The organism is Enterococcus timonensis, assembly GCF_900104595.1.
Taxonomy (GTDB): domain Bacteria; phylum Bacillota; class Bacilli; order Lactobacillales; family Enterococcaceae; genus Enterococcus_J; species Enterococcus_J timonensis.
The window spans coordinates 583,277-601,580 of the sequence record NZ_FNVY01000004.1 but is presented as its reverse complement, the minus strand read 5'-3'; the positions used below and the strand labels follow the sequence as shown (position 1 = coordinate 601,580).

The 18,304-nt window shown below is 37.7% G+C and carries 22 protein-coding genes; 3 read left to right on the top strand and 19 right to left on the bottom strand.

The window, feature by feature from the left end:
- Positions 1 to 245 precede the first annotated feature (245 nt).
- Positions 246 to 380 (top strand): hypothetical protein, encoded by a 135-nt coding sequence (locus BQ5341_RS10715; RefSeq protein WP_268873196.1) that lies wholly within the window; start codon positions 246 to 248, stop codon positions 378 to 380.
- A 29-nt stretch (positions 381 to 409) separates the two neighbouring features.
- On the opposite strand, the gene BQ5341_RS07585 is transcribed toward BQ5341_RS10715, so the two are convergent.
- From BQ5341_RS07585 to BQ5341_RS07540, 10 genes are all read right to left on the bottom strand, one after another.
- Positions 410 to 1,132: a YebC/PmpR family DNA-binding transcriptional regulator gene (locus BQ5341_RS07585; RefSeq protein WP_071131406.1), complete on the bottom strand. Its 723-nt coding sequence runs from the start codon at positions 1,130 to 1,132 to the stop codon at positions 410 to 412.
- A gap of 95 nt (positions 1,133 to 1,227) precedes the next feature.
- On the bottom strand, positions 1,228 to 2,373 hold the full coding sequence (locus tag BQ5341_RS07580) for a nucleotidyltransferase (protein WP_071131405.1): 1,146 nt from the start codon (positions 2,371 to 2,373) through the stop codon (positions 1,228 to 1,230).
- 34 nt (positions 2,374 to 2,407) lie between these two features.
- Positions 2,408 to 3,142, bottom strand: a complete 735-nt coding sequence (locus BQ5341_RS07575) for a class I SAM-dependent DNA methyltransferase (RefSeq protein WP_071131404.1) — start codon at positions 3,140 to 3,142, stop codon at positions 2,408 to 2,410.
- Positions 3,143 to 3,511 carry a ribosome silencing factor gene (rsfS, locus tag BQ5341_RS07570; protein ID WP_071131403.1) on the bottom strand — a complete coding sequence of 123 codons (369 nt, stop codon included), beginning with the start codon at positions 3,509 to 3,511 and terminating at the stop codon, positions 3,143 to 3,145.
- A 15-nt stretch (positions 3,512 to 3,526) separates the two neighbouring features.
- The gene (gene yqeK, locus BQ5341_RS07565; protein WP_071131916.1) at positions 3,527 to 4,105 is read right to left on the bottom strand and encodes a bis(5'-nucleosyl)-tetraphosphatase (symmetrical) YqeK; all 579 of its coding nucleotides are present in this window, start codon (positions 4,103 to 4,105) and stop codon (positions 3,527 to 3,529) included.
- Positions 4,095 to 4,727 (bottom strand): nicotinate-nucleotide adenylyltransferase, encoded by a 633-nt coding sequence (locus BQ5341_RS07560; RefSeq protein ID WP_071131402.1) that lies wholly within the window; start codon positions 4,725 to 4,727, stop codon positions 4,095 to 4,097. Before BQ5341_RS07560 ends, yqeK begins: the two co-directional genes overlap by 11 nt.
- Positions 4,728 to 4,762: 35 nt before the next feature.
- Positions 4,763 to 5,074 carry a ribosome assembly RNA-binding protein YhbY gene (yhbY, locus tag BQ5341_RS07555; RefSeq protein ID WP_071131401.1) on the bottom strand — a complete coding sequence of 104 codons (312 nt, stop codon included), beginning with the start codon at positions 5,072 to 5,074 and terminating at the stop codon, positions 4,763 to 4,765.
- Between the two features lie 10 nt (positions 5,075 to 5,084).
- Complete coding sequence (yqeH, locus tag BQ5341_RS07550; protein WP_071131915.1) at positions 5,085 to 6,185, bottom strand: ribosome biogenesis GTPase YqeH; 1,101 nt, start codon at positions 6,183 to 6,185, stop codon at positions 5,085 to 5,087.
- 16 nt (positions 6,186 to 6,201) lie between these two features.
- The gene (locus BQ5341_RS07545; RefSeq protein WP_071131400.1) at positions 6,202 to 6,729 is read right to left on the bottom strand and encodes a YqeG family HAD IIIA-type phosphatase; all 528 of its coding nucleotides are present in this window, start codon (positions 6,727 to 6,729) and stop codon (positions 6,202 to 6,204) included.
- Between the two features lie 176 nt (positions 6,730 to 6,905).
- The gene (locus tag BQ5341_RS07540; RefSeq protein WP_235836385.1) at positions 6,906 to 8,267 is read right to left on the bottom strand and encodes an MATE family efflux transporter; all 1,362 of its coding nucleotides are present in this window, start codon (positions 8,265 to 8,267) and stop codon (positions 6,906 to 6,908) included.
- A 138-nt stretch (positions 8,268 to 8,405) separates the two neighbouring features.
- On the opposite strand from BQ5341_RS07540, the gene BQ5341_RS07535 reads away from it, so the two are divergent.
- A complete protein-coding gene (locus BQ5341_RS07535) occupies positions 8,406 to 8,894 on the top strand; it encodes a hypothetical protein (RefSeq protein WP_071131399.1) in 489 nt (162 codons plus the stop codon).
- Between the two features lie 36 nt (positions 8,895 to 8,930).
- Here BQ5341_RS07535 and BQ5341_RS07530 read toward each other — a convergent pair whose 3' ends face one another.
- Positions 8,931 to 10,262, bottom strand: coding sequence for a hypothetical protein (locus BQ5341_RS07530; protein WP_071131398.1), 1,332 nt, complete (start codon positions 10,260 to 10,262; stop codon positions 8,931 to 8,933).
- 241 nt (positions 10,263 to 10,503) lie between these two features.
- Between BQ5341_RS07530 and BQ5341_RS10595 the strand changes: the two genes are divergently transcribed.
- Positions 10,504 to 10,653 carry an SPJ_0845 family protein gene (locus BQ5341_RS10595; RefSeq protein ID WP_162840227.1) on the top strand — a complete coding sequence of 50 codons (150 nt, stop codon included), beginning with the start codon at positions 10,504 to 10,506 and terminating at the stop codon, positions 10,651 to 10,653.
- Between the two features lie 56 nt (positions 10,654 to 10,709).
- On the opposite strand, the gene yihA is transcribed toward BQ5341_RS10595, so the two are convergent.
- The 8 genes from yihA to BQ5341_RS07490 all read right to left on the bottom strand — a co-directional run bounded on the left by yihA (position 10,710) and on the right by BQ5341_RS07490 (position 18,302).
- Positions 10,710 to 11,297 (bottom strand): ribosome biogenesis GTP-binding protein YihA/YsxC, encoded by a 588-nt coding sequence (yihA, locus tag BQ5341_RS07525; protein ID WP_071131397.1) that lies wholly within the window; start codon positions 11,295 to 11,297, stop codon positions 10,710 to 10,712.
- A gap of 98 nt (positions 11,298 to 11,395) precedes the next feature.
- Positions 11,396 to 12,643 (bottom strand): ATP-dependent Clp protease ATP-binding subunit ClpX, encoded by a 1,248-nt coding sequence (gene clpX / locus BQ5341_RS07520; protein ID WP_071131396.1) that lies wholly within the window; start codon positions 12,641 to 12,643, stop codon positions 11,396 to 11,398.
- A gap of 198 nt (positions 12,644 to 12,841) precedes the next feature.
- Positions 12,842 to 14,125 carry a trigger factor gene (tig, locus tag BQ5341_RS07515; protein ID WP_071131395.1) on the bottom strand — a complete coding sequence of 428 codons (1,284 nt, stop codon included), beginning with the start codon at positions 14,123 to 14,125 and terminating at the stop codon, positions 12,842 to 12,844.
- Between the two features lie 645 nt (positions 14,126 to 14,770).
- Positions 14,771 to 15,385, bottom strand: a complete 615-nt coding sequence (locus BQ5341_RS07510; protein ID WP_071131394.1) for a hypothetical protein — start codon at positions 15,383 to 15,385, stop codon at positions 14,771 to 14,773.
- A complete protein-coding gene (locus BQ5341_RS07505; protein ID WP_071131393.1) occupies positions 15,375 to 15,728 on the bottom strand; it encodes a hypothetical protein in 354 nt (117 codons plus the stop codon). Before BQ5341_RS07505 ends, BQ5341_RS07510 begins: the two co-directional genes overlap by 11 nt.
- A gap of 129 nt (positions 15,729 to 15,857) precedes the next feature.
- Complete coding sequence (locus BQ5341_RS07500; RefSeq protein ID WP_071131392.1) at positions 15,858 to 16,088, bottom strand: YkuJ family protein; 231 nt, start codon at positions 16,086 to 16,088, stop codon at positions 15,858 to 15,860.
- Positions 16,089 to 16,179: 91 nt separating this feature from the next.
- The gene (locus tag BQ5341_RS07495; RefSeq protein ID WP_071131913.1) at positions 16,180 to 17,058 is read right to left on the bottom strand and encodes an NAD(P)-dependent oxidoreductase; all 879 of its coding nucleotides are present in this window, start codon (positions 17,056 to 17,058) and stop codon (positions 16,180 to 16,182) included.
- A gap of 17 nt (positions 17,059 to 17,075) precedes the next feature.
- Positions 17,076 to 18,302, bottom strand: a complete 1,227-nt coding sequence (locus BQ5341_RS07490) for a glycosyltransferase family 4 protein (protein WP_071131391.1) — start codon at positions 18,300 to 18,302, stop codon at positions 17,076 to 17,078.
- Positions 18,303 to 18,304 lie beyond the last annotated feature (2 nt).

Genomic DNA, 18,304 nt, shown 5'->3' with positions numbered 1-18,304 from the left:
GTTTATTCTTTTTTGTATAATTTCTATTTCGTTACCATTGTGCCTTTCTTTCGACAAAAAAGCAAGAGTTTTCCTCTTGAAAAATAATATTTTTTAGCGCCATCTGTTTTTAATCTGTACTATTTATTCTAATGATTTTTTTCACTTGTTGTCTTGTCACCTGTTTTGTGTATTAGCAAAGAAAAAAAATCGCCAAAAAGTTTTTTATGTTACACTAAAAATGAAATCAAGAAAGAAGGAAATTCGTGTCCACAATAATTTTAGCAATCGTCATCATTGTCGCTATCACGCTAGCGTTGAAATTTCGTTTTAAGAAAAAAGATTGCGGCTGTGGTGCTGGAAAAAATTGCGCCACTGGCGATAAAACACAAAAAAGCTAAGCAGCCGCTTAGCTTTTTTTAATTATTGTTTATTCTTCGTCTAAATTGACGTTATGATAAATTTCTTGTACATCTTCGTTGTCTTCTAAAACATCAATTAATTTTTCGAATTTTTCTAGATCATCGCCGGTTAAAGTCACTTCATTTTGCGGAATCATTTGAATTTCCCCTAAAGTAAATTCCGTATAGCCTTTTTCTTTCAATGCTTCTTGTAACGCATAAAATTCATTAGGCTCGCCGTAAATAATTACGTGGCCGTCTTCTTCTAGCACATCTTTAACATCCAGATCTGCTTCCATTAAAATTTCTAAAATTTCATCTGGATCGCCATTAGGTAAACCGATAATTGCCGTATTATCAAACAAGTAGCTCACCGAACCCGTCACACCCATATTGCCGCCATTTTTACTGTAAGCTGCACGAATATCACTTGCCGTACGATTGACATTATTCGTCACTGCATCAACAATAATCATGGAACCATTCGGCCCAAATCCTTCATAACGCAATTCTTGGAACTGCTCATCGCCAGCGCCCTTTGCTTTTTCAATCGCCCGATCAATAATATGTTTCGGCACATTATACGTTTTGGCCTTTTCAATCACAAAATGAAGTTTTTGATTCGTCGTAGGATCTGGATCCCCTGATTTAGCCGCCATATAAATTTCCACGCCGAATTTTGCGTAAACTCGCGAATTACTTTTATCTTTAGCTGCTTTTTTATCTTTAATATTGAACCACTTACGTCCCACAATTTCACTTCCCTTTCAAATTAAATCCACCTTTGATTATACAGATTGCCCACTTGTTTGCAAAGTTTTTTTAAATTTTCTTGCCAATTTTCCAACTATTTTTGCACAGGAAATCTTCCGGCAACTTGCTCATGACCATTTTGCAGTTGATAAATAGCATCCGAGCGCTGATTTAGCGCCAATAGATTTTTTTGCTGCTTAGATGGTTTAACGATTAGTGGCAAAGTCAACTCTTTTTTTATTTGTTTGAGGTAACTTTGTCCTGTTTTGTTAAAAGCTAAGACTTGCAAAAAATCTTCTTGTTGTAAAATATCTTCTTTCGTTATTTGTAGTAACACAGCACAAAGCAAGCGCGACAAGCGGCCATAACTATAACGCTTCGTTTTAAGTATCGCCATTAATTCTGCAAAACTTTTTACTGCCCGTCCTTTTTTTACATAATGTTCCAGTCCTTCAGTCATTTGATAAATTTTAGTCAATTGTTCTGGCGAACTTGCCGTTAACTGATATTGTAAAAGCGGGAAAAAATCCTCCCAACTAAGATTTTGATTTTTCTTTAATTGATCCGCCGTTTCTTTTGGCACAAATGACTTTATGGCCTCGTAATTTTCAGCAAGCGCACTAGCTCTAATCGCCGTCGCCGAAGCAAAAATTTTTTTCATTTCTATTTCGTGATATCCTTGCCCGACTCGATTGACTGCAATCAAATCCATCTTGGGATTTTGCTTAGCGACTTCTTTAGCATAACTTAAAGCGAGTAAATGATTGGGGGTATTGGCATCAAAATAAGCCAAATCAAATTTTTCATAAATTTGCCGCATCTGGGTCGGATAATTTACGCCGGTTTGACCTGCTTTTTGAAATTCAATAGCTAACTTATCTTCAAGCACTAAATATTTGGCACCAAACGCTTGATAATCAAAATTAGGCAAATCGCTGCCAAAACTCAAAGCATCCACTTGCAGAGCATTCATTAAAGTGATCGCTCCTTTGGCAAAAAAATCGGCGCTCTGAACGGCATAATGAACCGGCAGTTCAATTACTAAATCACAACCATGAGCTAAAGCAATTTCTGCCCGCGTCCATTTATCAATGATGGCCGGTTCACCTCGTTGGAGCCAATTCCCACTCATCACCCCAACGACCACATCGGCTTGGGCTAATTTTTTTGCCTCTTGCAATTGGTATTCATGTCCTAAATGAAATGGGTTATACTCACCTATTACGCCCACTGCTTTCATTTTTATCCTTTCTACAAAAAAAAGACGTTGCCGTCTAATCTTTGTGAGCCACGAAAAAGACTCGTTTGCATTCTTTTGTTGGCGCCTCATCGGTAAAATCGCCAAATACTTCCACTTTAGTAAATCCAGCATTTTCTAACATCCGCAGAAAATCTGCCACCGGATACGTCCGTTCTTGATGCAATTCATCATGACGAATAAAAGTTTCGCCATTTTCTTGCACAAAAAAAGTCAGAAAATGTTCCACTGAATGAGGGACAAGTCCGGGATAACTATCCCATAAAAAAGCAAATTCCTCTGTTTGATCGTGGAAACTATAATCTTTAAATCCTTCTTCGATTTGCTTAACTGAATGGACGTCAAAGATAAAGGTTCCGCCGTCATTTAAAACGGAAAATACTTCATCAAAAGTTAACTGCATATCTGGTTCATCCGACAAATAACAAAGAGAATCAGAAAAGCACGTCACCGCATCAAAAGCGCCAACGTCTTTTAAATCCCGCATATCCCCTTGCAAAAATTGCATTTGGCAATCTGCGTCAAAAGCTTTCCGGTCAGCTATCGTTAACATTTCATTGGATAAGTCTAAACCTGTCACTTGATAATTATTTTGCGCCAGTAAGATGGCCAAATCTCCGGTTCCACAGGCCAATTCTAAAATCGTCTGGACATTTTCATTTAAATGTCTTTTCGTAAAATCGAGCCATTGCGGATACAAACTATCGTCCATCACAGAATCATAAACGGCCGCAAAGGTTTCGTAATTCATTTATTCCACTCCTAAATACGCATCAATATTGACCATGGGCGCATCGGACCATAATTTTTCTAAATTATAAAATTCGCGTTCGGCTTTTGAGAAAATATGGACGATAACATCGCCTAAATCAATTAAAATCCATTTGCCGCCAGCTTTACCTTCTACGCGTTTAACTGTGTGGCCTAATTCACCCACTTGGTCAACCACATTTTCAGCAATGGCGTTCATTTGTCGTTCCGAAGAACCATTGGCAATTAAAAAATAATCCGCCAATAAGGACACGTCCCGCACATCAAGGGCCACAATATCTTCCCCACGTTTATCATCAATTGCCTTAACAGCTGTTTGTAAAATTTGTTCACTAGAAATCTCGGTCATAAATCCTCCTAAAAATTATTGTCCCACATAGTTGTTATACGTTTCTAAACTAAGTGGATAGATTTTTTTTCGTTGTTGCGTTAAATAAGTTAAAACATGTAGTGCTTCAAAAGCCACGCCATCATCTAATGATTTTTTAGCAGCTTCTCTAGCCTCATGGACTCCGGGAAAATTTCGCCCCGCTTCAATATAATCACCCACATATAAAATTTTAGCGAGTTTTGACATCTGGGCTTTTCCTGAAGTATGTAGCTGAATCGCTTCTAAAATTTCGGCATCGGTTATGCCTAATTCATCTTCAACAATGTAAGCACCCACTACTCCGTGCCAGATGGCGTTTCCCCAGTTTAAAAGCTGGGGATCTAAATTTTTTTGTCCAATGATTTTAATAAAATCACTATCGGGTCGTTCCTTAGCATAATCATGGGTCAAACCAGCTAGTCCAGATTTTTCAACATCGCCATCAAAACGCTCCGCAAGCTCAATGCAAGCTTGTTCCACGCCTAACACATGTTGAAATCTTTTTTCCGACATGGCTTGTTGAATTTTTTTTAAAAGTTCTGTCCGATCCAGTCCGAATCGTTTATAAGAAATTTCGGTCATCTTTATATAGCTCTTCTTTCTGAATATAGTGTACCACAGAATCAGGCAACAAGTAGCGAATGGACTGGCCCAATTGAATTTTTTTTCGGATCAATGAAGAAGAAATTTCCAATTGCGGCACATCCACATAAATAATCGGATAAGGCGACAATCGTTCATAATGGGGACGATTCACACCAACGAAACGAACAATTGTCATTAACTCATCAATATCTTTCCATTTGGGCAAATATTCCACCATATCGCCACCGATAATAAAATAATAATCCGTATCAGGATGGCTGGCATTTAACTGGCGCATCGTATCAATCGTGTAAGATTTTCCAAGACGCTGAATCTCAACATCTTCAATGGTAAAATTCGGATTGTCTCTAGTGGCCAAATCCAACATTTCCAGACGATTTGTGGCGGCGATGGTTTTTTTCACATCCACATGCGGGGGTAAAAAACTCGGCAAAAAATCAATTCGCTCCAAGCCCAATGTTTCTAAAACAGCTTGAGCTACTACTAAATGACCATTATGGACTGGATTAAAATTCCCACCCAAAAGCCCCACTTGATGCCTCGGCTTTTCAAGGGCTACGGTCGTTTTTAATTTCGTTTCTGTGTACATTTAAGCCCCCCCTTTTTTGTCTGGCCTGCTACTGGTTACAAATTTTTAATTTCATTAGAAATTTTGCGAAATTTTTCTTGTGGCGATACTTTAAATAAAACTAAGACCCGACCAATTTTTTGGACCACGGTTGCATCGATTTCTTTAGTAATAATCTCGGCAACTTCATCGGTAGTCAAGGCTGTATTTTGCAAGAGGGAAATTTTAAATAATTCTCTTTTAACGAGTGCTTCATCGATATTTTTTAGCATATCGTCATTCACGCCAGCTTTTCCCACTTGAAAAATCGGCGTCAAATGGTGGGCGGCACTTTTTAAATACCGCTTTTGTTTTCCAGTTAATTCCATAATATCCTCCTTAAATAATCGCTTTTCGCATCACAACATCGATCCCCGCAGGACCAAATGCGCGAACTAAACATGGTTCATGAATGGTGACAAAACCAAGTCCGCTAAAGACGATATCACTTTTTTCCGTAACTTTAAAATCATGACTAACTAATTTTGGAAAATCTTCTGTCATAGGTGGTGTTAACAAGCCACCTTTATGTTGTTGGTAAAATTCATCTGCGCCTTCTGTTTTCCGGCGATGAATTAACAAATCATTAGCTAAATAAACGGTAGCATTGGTTTTTTCTTTACTAGAAATATCTAAACGCGCCAGTCCAGCAAAAAATAATGTTTGCCCATCATTTAATTGGAAAGTCCGTGGTTTAATTTCTTTTTGTGGTGTAATCATTTTTAGCCCGGAAGCATCAAGTAAATGGGCCATTTGATGACGGTGAATAATTCCCGGCGTGTCAATGAGATAATGCCCATCTGCTAGCGGAATTTCAATTTTATCTAATGTCGTTCCCGGGAAACGAGAAGTAGTAATCACATTCTCTTCGCCAGCTGTTTGAGAAATAATTGCATTAATCAAACTGGATTTACCGACATTCGTCACACCAACCACATAGACATCTTTTTTCTGGCGCAATTGTTCGATTTTTTTCAGTAAGCTTGTAATAGTCTCAGCATTTTTACTAGACGTTAATAAAACATCCACTGGTCGCAATCCGGCAGCGTGTGCTTGTTGTAGGAGCCAAGATTTTAGTTTATTTAAATTCGTCGATTTTGGCAAAAGATCGACTTTATTTCCCACGAGAAGAATCGGATTTTTTCCGGCAAAGCGTTGCAGACCAGGAATAATTGATCCGTTAAAATCAAAAATATCCACCACATTAACAATTAAGGACTCGGTTTGATTTAAAGCATTTAATAAATTCAAAAAATCATCATCAGTTAAAGCGACGTCGGCAATTTCATTGTAATGGCGCAAGCGAAAACAGCGTTGGCAATAAATTTGTCCACTTTCTAATCCTTTTTCTAGCGCGGCTTTTGGTGTATAACCTAATGCTTCTTTATCCTCTGTTTGGATTTTAGCGCCACAGCCGATACAATATAAATCCTCTTCCATTTCATTTACTTCATTTTCAATCATTAATTAGTTTCCTCTCCCAGGTAATCCCTGTTGGAAAAATATTTTTTTTGACAACTTTTTCGCGGGCGCGATTGATTTTAGTATTCCAAGCATCACTTTCCACTAATGGTTTCACTAAAATCGAACGAATACCAAAACTATTGGCCGCTTTAATATCGGTCATCAATTGATCTCCCACCATGACGAGATTCTCATTAGGGATATTTAGTTTTTGTTGGGCTTTTTTTAGTCCACGGGTAAAAGGTTTCATCGCTCTAGAAACATACATTAAGCCAAATGGTGCAATGGCATGATCCACTCGTTTCGCTGAATTATTGCTAACGACCACCACCGGAATCCCGGCTTCTTTCATCGCGGCAATCCACGCGAGTAGTTCTGGCGTGCCGTCAGGATTATTCCAAGCGATTAATGTATTATCTAAATCAACTAAAACGCCTTTAATCTTCTGTTGTGCTAATTCTTCCGTGTCTAAATGATATAAAGCATCCACCGTCCACGTTGGGCGATATTTTGAAAACATGAGCCACTCCTTAAAAAAAATAATGTGCATCTAGTCGCACTTCGTTCCTATTATAGCTGAAAAACAGCGGAAGGAACAGTAAAAGTTATGCTAGAGCGTGTTTGGGGTAAAAATGAGTGGCAAATAAAAAAACCGTCAGTAAAAATTGACGATTTTTAATATCTTGACAAAAGGATTTACAAAACCTCTTTTTGATGCCATTTATCCCCTCGGTAACGAAGGAGAAAAATCGAACCTCTAAAGCCCCACTCAACAGTCATAACAAAAAAGATGCCCGGCAAGCCAAATCCTAAAACAATCCCAACTAAATAACCAATTCCCACTCGAACGACCCACATAGAAATCAGACTGACCGTGGTTGTAAATTTGGCATCTCCAGCCGCCCGCAAGGCACTTGGCAAAATAAAACTAATACTCCAAGTAATTGGATGCATAACTAGCGCAATTAAAATGATTTGAAAAATATTTGGTAAAATCTCAGCTGGCGGATTAAATAATTTCATTCCTAAATGGAAAAATGGCAACATTAGTAAATCGGTGGCTAGTAAGCTAACTGATCCGGCAATTACAAAAGATTTTGTTAATTTACGCGCATCTTGAATATTTTTACGCCCGATACATTGGCCGACAATTGGCACAAGAGCGGTTTGCATCGCCGCTGGAATAATTTCTGACATTTGGACCCAGCTAGTCCCGATGGCATTGGTGGCAATCACATTAGTCCCTAGTGAAACAATCAGCGTTTGAACGATAATTTTCCCGCCGTTAAAAAACATTGTCTCGGCGGCAAAAGGAATACTGACGGTAATAACATGAAGAATATTTTGTAATTTTACGTGGAGAAAATCGGGAAGGCGCAGATGAAAAATATCCCGATGTAAGTAAATCATCACAAAAGCGAAAATCATCGCCGCAAATCGAGAAATATTTAGCGAAATAACTAAACCTAAAACCCCTTGTTGTAAGCCGAAAACAAAAATAAAATTCATGACAATGTAAATAGAATTCATTAGTAGTGATAATTTTAAAGACGAGCGGGTTCGGCCGACCCCTCGCAGACTCCCATTTGTCCCTTCAACAATTGCTTGCATTGGATAAGAAATCAAAATCCCTGTCAAATAAATTTCTGCATTATTTAACACCGCTTGTTCCGCATCGCCAAACAATAACCCTAACACTTGTTTATGAAAAACCAAAACAACAATCGTCAATAAACTAGCAATAAAAAACGCCCCGTAAATGGCCCCAAGACAATTTTCCGAAATTTTTCGCCAAGCTTTTCGCCCATATGCTTGAGAAATTAACACGGTTCCTCCAAGACCCATGGCCGCAAAAAGCTGCACCATAAAAACATTTAGCGTCCCTACCATATTCACCGCTGAAATTGCCGCTGTACCCGATGAGGAAATCATGGCGGTATTGATAAAATTAAAACTTACGAGAAAAAATTGATCAATAATGACGGGAATCAATAAAGCGGTCACATCTTTGTAACTTAAATCTGTTCCTGAAAAATAACCTTTTAACTTATCTAACACTTCACTGCCTACTTTCACTCTTGTTGAACTAATTATACCATTGAACGAAAAAAAAAGACGACGAAAAAAAGACAAAATCATTTTTCAGTAGACAAATGTTTTCAAGTTGTCCATAATTAAAGAAAAAGGAGTGAAGAAATGGACTATTACGAAACAAGTTTTCGCTTTAAATGGGGCGTCGGTTTTCTAATTGAAATGTTAGAACACGGCTTGAAAAATAATGACCAGCTGGCTAATGCCGATGTGACTTTTAGTTTAGAAGGAACTAGTTTTACTTGGAATCGCAAAAATCAGGAGTTTTCTGATAGCGATCATCAGATGGTGGAAGCTACGGCTACTAATTTTGTTTTAAAAATGAACAAAGCTGATTTTGATCAACTAGTAGAAGATATGAAAGACGATCCGTTTTCTTTTAAAGAACAATTGATTGCCGAATTTTCCGCTGAACCGATAGAAGAATTTACCCCCGAGCGAATTGAAATGCTTCATGAAACTTATGATACCATGCATCTTTTGGACGCTATTTTGACCTATACCGATTTAACTTTGACTTTCGTTGATGAATTGACGTTAGTTATTGACGACCCGCAGCCGCAAAAATCAAATCCCGATTTTCAAGTGGTTTAAATTTAAATATTATTAAGGAGCTGTGACTTAATCTTGTCACAGCTCCTTTTTAAATGCTTTAAAATGAGAAAATTCTTCTACTGCTGCAAAAAGGACGGATAATTCTTGGTCGCTTTTTTTTAAGTTCAAACTAGTATATGTTTTGTGGCGCCGTTTTTTAATTTTAACTTCTGGAAATTGGGCGGCAATCTCCTCCGTTGGTAATTTATCCAAATAATACTTGGGGACAAAAATCATCAACACTTTTTGATAGTGGTGATAATCTTTCACCAACTCCAAATTAAAATGAAGATTAATATAATAACTAATACCGCTAATCCCTTGATCAAGGGTTTTTTCCGGCTGAATGACTTGGTAATTCACTAAAGAAGACTTCCGCTCATCAACAAAAGGGAAATAGGCTTTGACATTGAGCTGGCCTTCAATCAAATGGGCAGTCTTTTCTCCCGTTTGATAATTCATTGTTCGGGATAAAAAATAATGCGCCGCTGATTTTTTGGCCGGTTGGAAATTTTTGTCGAAATATTGCATCGACTGAAAAAAATTCGGCCGCCGAACGTATTCCACTCTTGGTTCCGTCAACATCCCGACACCATTTTCCACTGATAAATATTGGATGCCAATTTGCTGAGCATATAAAGTTTGGAACGCGCGATTGGCTGGATGATCCCAAGAAAATGGATCATTAAAAAGTTTAGTGCGAATTATTTTTTGCGGACTGTCTTTGAAAAAAATAATTTCATCCACTTGTTGCGCTTCTAAAAAAATCTCCCGCGGTACAATATTTTCATAACTTTTTGAGACATACATTAACCAACAAGAAGTGAAAAGAAATCCTTCAATAAAAAAGTCATAACCAGAAAATTTCTGGACATCTACTACTTCTTGACGCTTTTGATTGAGTCGCTTCGGTAATTCAGCAATTTCTGCTGGCGTATTGATTGCTAAGCGCTTACCCAGGTCCCGCTCATTGTGTTGCAAATATTCCGTTTCCGCTCGCACGACGCCAAAAATGCCCCGCTCTTTTTGTAATCTATCGGCATAGTCAATAATTAACGCTTGGTATTTTTCAAATAACTCAGCAATCATTAAAAACTGCAATTCGACTTGCTGCAGCTTGATTTCAATTGTTAACTGACAACCGGGCGCCACAAAGGAAAAATAATTTTTTTCATCTGCTAAGTTTTCTTTTATATTTGCTAAAAGATTGCATGGTTGGTCCTTTTCACTATTTATTTCAGGTGAGACGGTCCAAAGTTCTCCTCCTAATAGTCGCAACAAAGTAGCCGCATCAAAAATAACTTCGGCCCTTTGCGTTAATTTATCGGCCCAAACGGTGTGACACATGATAATTCTTTTAGGAGCCATGACTTCACCTTCTCTCTCATCTTAATCTAATTATACCAAATCTCACCCATCTGCGACAATCATTGACTTTACTTTCTGATGAAATTCGTCGATAATATACGAAGAACTAGCAAAATAATGAGCTGTAAAAAACAGATTTAAAAAACAGTTCACCAGGCAATCTAAAAAATGTTAGCCGAACTTCGGCAAGTAATACTACTAAAACTAGAGAAATTTAAAAATACAGAAAGAGGCGAAAATTATGGCTGTAAAATTTGAACGGGAAAATAATCTAGATCGGATGTTTGAAGAATTCGCACGTGTTGATGCCGTCCCTGAAAAAAAAGAAGACGAAGCATTAAAAAAAGCAATGGAAAAATTTGACGAAAAACAAAAACAAGAACAAAAATAAGCAAAAAGACAAACACTAAAGTCCCGCGACTTCGTGTTTGTCTTTTCTTTTTACTTTTAAAGTTCTAAATAACTTTCTAATACTTCCCAAGCTTCATCAAATCCGGTTTTGTCCACGGCGGAAAATAACACCATAGGATCTTCCTTATCTAACTGAAGAGCTTTACGAATCATTTGTTTTTGTCCATCGCGGCGTCCGCGCGTTATTTTATCCACTTTGGTAGCCACAATCACAATCGGCAATTGGTAATATTTTAGAAATTCCACCATTTGTTTATCATCAATAGTTGGTTCGTGGCGAAAATCAACCACAACGACTACTGCTTTTAATTTTTGGCGGTCAGTCATATATTCTTCAATCATCTGGCCCCATTTAGCCCGCTCTGTTTTGGAAACTTTGGCATAACCATACCCGGGAACGTCGACAAAATAAAATTTCTCTTCAATCAAATAAAAATTAAGCGTCTGCGTCTTCCCTGGTTTACTTGAAGTCCGAGCCAAATTCCGTCGTTTGATCAACGTATTGATAAAGCTAGATTTCCCCACATTAGAGCGTCCCGCTAAAGCAATTTCTTCCAATCCATCTGCTGGATATTGATTAGGTCTCACGGCCGAGATAACAATTTTTGCTTGATGTACATCCAAAAAAAAACCTCCATTCACAAAAAAACGAAAGCCCTAAGTGACTTAGCTGCTTTCGCTTTTATTTACTATTTTATTGCTGTTTTGGCTAGAAAAAATGTTTAGCCGGCCATCTTTTCATCATCTTTTAAGATAATTGTCGGTTGATCCGTTTTTTCAGCCGCGGCTTTGGTAATAATCACTTTACTAATTTCAGGATTACTTGGAATTTCAAACATAATATCCATCGTAATGTCTTCAATAATGGAACGCAATCCCCGAGCGCCAGTATTTCTAGCGATGGCTTTAGCGGCGATGGCTTTTAAAGCATCATCTTCAAAGACCAATTCCGTATCATCAAGTGATAATAATTTTTGATATTGTTTGACTAAAGCATTTTTCGGCTCAGTTAAAATCCGAACCAAATCTTCATTGGTTAATTTTTCCAAAGCTGCCATAACCGGCAAGCGACCAATAAATTCAGGAATCAAACCAAATTTAAGTAAGTCTTCTGGAATAATTTGTTGCATCACCGATTTTTCTTCGTCGACTTTTTTATTATTTGATCCAAAACCGATTACTTTTTCACCGAGGCGATTTTTAACAATCGTTTCGATCCCATCAAAGGCACCACCTACGATAAATAAAATATTGCCAGTGTTGATTTGGATAAATTCTTGATGCGGATGTTTGCGCCCGCCTTGTGGTGGCACGGAAGCGGTCGTTCCTTCAAGAATTTTCAGCAATGCTTGTTGGACACCTTCACCAGAAACATCACGGGTAATTGAAACATTTTCTGATTTTTTGGCAATTTTATCGATTTCATCAATATAAATAATGCCCCGTTCAGCAGCTTCCACGTTAAAGTCAGCCGCTTGCAGTAATTTCAGCAAAATATTTTCAACATCTTCCCCTACATAACCTGCTTCAGTTAAACTAGTCGCATCAGCAATGGCAAATGGGACATTTAATGTTTTGGCTAGCGTTTGAGCGAGAAAAGTTTTCCCAGAGCCTGTTGGTCCAATCAAACAAATATTACTTTTGGCCAGTTCCACTTCGTCAGTTTCCACAGCCATCTGATTGATCCGTTTGTAGTGATTATAAACCGCTACGGCCAAAGTTTTTTTGGCTTGATCTTGCCCCACAACATAATCGTTCAATACTTTTAAAATTTCTAATGGTTTTGGCACATCGGTAAATTCACGAATCGCTTCTTCTTGGAATTCTTCATCGATAATTTCTTTACACAAATCAATACATTCATTACAAATATATACGCCGGGGCCGGCGACGATCTTGCGTACTTCTTCTTGGGATTTTCCACAAAATGAACAGCGAACCGCGCCATTCGTGCTATTTCCATCGTACATAGGATACACCCCTTTTTTGTTTTTGACATTCAAAGTCAATTTGTATCATAGCATAAGTATGGGCAAATATAAAGCTTTTGGCCTAGTTTGACATTGTAAAAGAAACGAAAAATGGATAGGAAAAGTCGAAATGACTTTTCTTATCCATTTTTTTGAGCATTTAAAATTTTTCAAAACAGAAGATTAATCTAATCTTTTTTATGCTTCTTCTTTAGCTGTTTCAGTAATAAGTTCAACCGCTTTTTTCATAACGATGTCATGTTTTAACATAGAAGGAGTCAAGACTTTGCGGACTTGCGCTTCATCCATATTGTATTGGCCAGCTAATTCTTTGATTTCATTTTCCACATCTTCATCAGATGCTTCTAATTTTTCAGCTTTAGCAATTTCTTCGACTACTAAATTCGTTTTGGTGCGCACTTCAGCGTCGCCTTCAAATTGATGATGCAAATCATCTTCAGTAGTACCTGTTAATTGGTAATACATTTCTGGAGCGATTCCTTGACGTTGCATATTGCCTAAGAATTCTTCCATAGCACGGTGAACTTCTTCATGAACCATTTCATGAGGTAATTCAACGATTTCTGCATTTTCAACCGCTTGTTTAATTGCTGCTTCATCTTTAGCATCGTCGGCTTGTTGGGTGCGATTTTCTACTAATTCAGCTTGAATTTTTTCTTTCAATTGAGCAAGAGTTTCAACTTCTTCATCAACATCTTTAGCAAATTCATCATCTAAAGCAGGAAGTTCTTTTGTTTTAACTTCATGAATTTTCACGTTGAATACAGCTTCGGCACCAGCTAAATCTTCAGCTTGGTAATCTTCAGGGAAAGTAACTTTCACTTCCACCTCTTCATCGGCTGCATGACCAACTAATTGTTCTTCAAAACCTGGAATAAAGGAATTAGATCCTAATTCTAAGGAATGATTTTCACCTTTGCCGCCTTCAAAAGCAACACCATCTTTAAATCCTTCATAGTCGATGACAACAGTGTCGCCATTTTCAGCAGGTGTTTCTTTTAAAGTTAATTCAGCTAATTTATTTTGTTCTTGAGTCAAACGATCGTTAACGTCTTCTTCAGTCACTTCACGATTTTGTTTAGGAACAACTAAATCTTTATATTGGCCTAATTTTACTTCTGGTTTCACAGTGACGTTGGCTTTAATTACCCAAGCTTCACCTTTTTCCATTTTTTCTACATCAATTTTTGGTTGAGCAACTGGTTCAATAGCTGTTTCTTCCAAAGCTTTTGAGTAGGCTTCAGGCAATAGATCATTTAAGGTATCTTCATATAATGAAGCTTCCCCGTACATCCGGTCAAAAACTTGCCGTGAAACTTTCCCTTTTCTAAAGCCCGGTACGTTCAAGTTTTTCTTCACTTTATTAAAAGCTTTAGAAAGTCCGGCTTGGATTTTTTCTTGTTCAATTGTAAATGTTAAAATGCCTTCGTTAGTGGCGGTTTTTTCCCACTTCGCTGTCATTTGTTTCCCTCCGTGTCGTAATCTCAATGTGAGACGGTTTTACATACCTTTAAATAGTACACGAAAGGCACGGTTTTGTAAACAGTAGAGTGCCTTTTGCCAAAAAAAATCCCGACAAATTATTTTTGTCAGGATTTCTAAAGGCGTTTGCGTGAACGTTATGGACGGTCACTTTGACGCCGTTGTTAGAAGAATAGATGAAATGACTTCAAATCCAAATGCGGGATTTTTTGTCATTTCCCTAATTCTTTACACAACTAAACGCGTCAAAGTGAACCTTTTTTGGACGGTCACTTTGACGCCGTTGTTAGAAGAATAGATGAAATGACTTCAAATCCAAAACCGGGATTTCTATTTATTTTCCTAATTCTCTGCACTGCAGAACGCAGAAAAGTGAACCTTTTTTGGACGGTCACTTTTAGGCAATCGCTAGGTGAATAGATAAAAAGACTTCAAATCCAAAACCGGGATTTAAACTCTTTTTCCTAATTCTCTACGCGACTGAACACCTAAAAGTGAACCTTTTTTGGACGGTCACTTTTTTGCTGCAGTTAGGAGAATAGATAAAATAATTTGAAATCCAAAACCGGGATTTCTATTTATTTTCCTAATTCTCTACACTGCAGAGCGCAGAAAAGTGAACCTCTATATCGGTTGGAATTGGTTTAGGTCGTGTTTTAGTTCTTCTTGGATGGCGACGAGTTGGAGTATATTTTGCAAATTATTTTGACAGCTAACATATTCAGGATTGTATTGGTAAATCAGCGCGTCCACCCAAGCTTGGGGGTCAGTAATATATTCCTGGTTAAATGGATAAAGTAACGCATAAGATAAACGCATTTCTTCCAGCAAATTCATCTGCAAAATAGGATCTTTATGCCGCAACTTTACTTCTAAAATTGTTTGTAGTCGTTCAAAAAGTGGCGATTCTGGAATGGAACGAATTTTATTTAAAGAAACTTGGCGCATATTTTGATTGCGATATAAAATTTTCACCGTCCCGACACCTTGTAAACTAGCTACTTCTTCTAATAATAAAGCTTTCACTAAGTAATGAACTTTTGGATCTATCAACAATTGTTTGCTGACTTCTAGAAAATCATCTTGATTTAACGCAATACAATCTTTAACCGCCGCTAATTGTTGGACTGGACTTACACTTGGCAATTGCGCTAATTTTTCTTTTAACTTTGCTTGAGCTTCTTGGGTGAGCTGTTGATGCATTAATTCTTTTTGTTGGACTACTTGTTTATAAGCCATAATTTTTTTTTGCTGAATGCCTGAGGTGCTTAATAGTTTTTGGTTGACTATTTGATGGGCGCCGGAAATTTTCCGTTTCTAATAGGCATTGCAAATAAAGGCCCAAAAAGTCGAGATGTTTCTCATAATCGGGTAAAAATTCTTCGGCCACCGCTAAGGCTTCGTCACATTTTTTTAATTCTAGTAACGTGGATACCAATAAAAAATTGAGCGGGAAATCTTTTTGACAAGCATAGGCTTCTTTAAAATAATCACTCGCTTGCTGGATTTTTCCGCTATTCATCGCTTCTTGGCCTAAATCTAAATAACGTTCTCGTTTTAAAGGAAATGGAATCTCCACCATCTGGGCACCTTCTTTCATTAAAAAATATTTTATCATTATTCTCTAATTTAATTCTAACATAGAGAAAGCCCAATGCATAAAAAAATACGTCAAAAAATTCACCTTAGTAAATTCTTTAACGTATTTTTTTTATTCAGAGATTAAATCATAAATTTCGATTGCCACCAAGTCAATGTTGTCAAATTGATAACTTTGATTAGTAGAAGATTCCAATAGTTCAAATGTAGCCGTTGCTTTATCATAAGTTACGACACATTTTTCAACGCCTTCTTTTTCAAAACGGCGGACTTGTTGGTCTCCATCGTTTGATTCAGTCATGGCTTCTAATCGTTTAATGATGGCCACTAGTTGTGAATGCATGGCTCTTGCCCCCTTTATTTCATCTGCTTTTCTACTTGTTCATTGTATCAAAAAGAAACCGAGATTGCAGTAAAAAAAAGTAATTTTTAAATTATTTTTTTGGCGTTCCCTCTGGCCAAAAAAGTTTTATCAAACTTTGCGTGCCACTATTAGGATAGTCTTTTGCCAATTCTTCATACATCTTCAAGGCTTGTTGCGTTGCTGGCAATTGCAGATTCATTTTTTCCGCTTCATCTAAAGCGATTTTTAAATCTTTGACAAAATGTTTAACAAAAAATCCAGGGGTAAAATCTTGCGCCAAAATCCGTGGTGCATAATTAGTTAACGACCAATTGGCTGCACTACCGCCACCTACTGTTGCCAATACTTTTTCAAGATCAAGTCCAGCTGCATAGGCATAAACTAATAATTCCGTCAGTCCAGTCATCGTGCCGGCAATCATAATTTGATTGGCCATTTTTGTATGTTGACCACTTCCAGCAGGTCCTTGCAAATTCAAAGTACTCGTAAATATTTCAAAAATTGGCGTCAATATTTCAAAATCTGCTAAATTTCCCCCCACCATCATGGTCAGCGTCCCATTTTTAGCTCCTAAGTCGCCGCCGGAAACTGGCGCATCCATGGCGTGAGCACCGCGTAGTGTTGCTTCTTGAAAAATTTCTTTAGCAAGCGTTGGCGTACTCGTCGTCAGATCTACCAAATATTTTCCGGCAATATCACTTTTAAAAATACCATTTTCTCCAAAATAAACGTATTTAACATCTTGGGGAAAACCCACCATTGTAAAAATAATTTCTGCATGTGCTGCAACTTCTTGCGGACTATTTTCAGAAATCGCCCCAAGTGCCACATAAGGTTGCATCTTAGCTTGCGTCCGGTTATAAACATGTAATTCAAAACCTGCTTGAAGCAAATGAGTGACAATTGCTCCACCCATGACGCCAAGACCTATAAAACCAATTTTTTTCATCAACATTGTACTCCTTCTTACTGTTCTTTTCGTCGTAAAATTTTCCTTGTTTTTAAAATCCGCGTTGGATACGATTCTTCAGTCGCCAAGGTCATATCAAAATAATTTTGGGCTGCATCATAAAATTCCAAAATATCTTCGGCAAATTTTTCTGAGGACAAACTATACAATTTTTCTGCCAATAATTGTGAATCTTTAATTTGTTTGCTCTGATAATAACTCAAAAAACTTTCAGCAAATTCTTCCGGCTGTTTAAAAGTCTGACCAAAGGAAGGATGATCAAATAAAGAATCGATATATTCATTTCCACAAACTACACATTGCGTGCTGCTGGCCATCGCCTCAGTATAGGTCAACCCTTGCGATTCAGAAGTAGAACAAGAAACAAAATAATCCGCCGCCCGATAATACACAGGAACGATTTCTTGATTGACTTCTCCAGCAAAAGTTACGACATCTTCTAGCCCAAGTTTTTGGGTAAGTTCATTGAGTTCTTCCACATACGGACCGTTTCCGGCAATTAATAAGCGCGCTTCAGGAATTTCTTTAATGATTTCAGTAAAGCCGTGCAATACTTCTTGAATGTTTTTTTCGTAAGACAAGCGGCTTAAAGACAACAATAAAATCGTATCTTTCGTGTAGCCGTAACGTTGTCGCAATTCAACAATTGCTGCTTCTTCCACTTGATCTTTAGAAAATTTTTGCAAATTAATCCCGGTTGGAATCACCCGTAGTGGCGTGGAGACGCCGTATTTTTGTAACGTTTCAACTACCCGCATCGACGGACAAACTAGACCGGACAAATGATGAGAGAAAAAACGTGACAATAATTTTACATGACTTGGCCGGAAAATTTTTCCTTTAGCAATGTAATGCAAATAATCTTCATACATGGTGTGATACGTATGGACACAAGGAATTTTCATTTGGTGAGCGACCATTTTTCCTAAAATCCCGCAGCCAAATTCTGTTTGAGTATGAATCATTTCTAGACCTAACTCTTTGGCAATATAATAAGCCGACAACATCCCCCGCACCACAATCCGCCGATCTTTAAATGAAACAAATGGCACTGACGGCATGCGAATAATATCTTTTTCTTGCTCCAGGACATTAGGATCTGTCGTTGTAAAAATATACACTTGATGTCCGCGACTCTCTAAGGCTTCTTTTAACGTTTTAATACTAGTAGCCACCCCACTCACTTGGGGGAAATAGGTATCGGTGAATAAACCAATCTTCATTA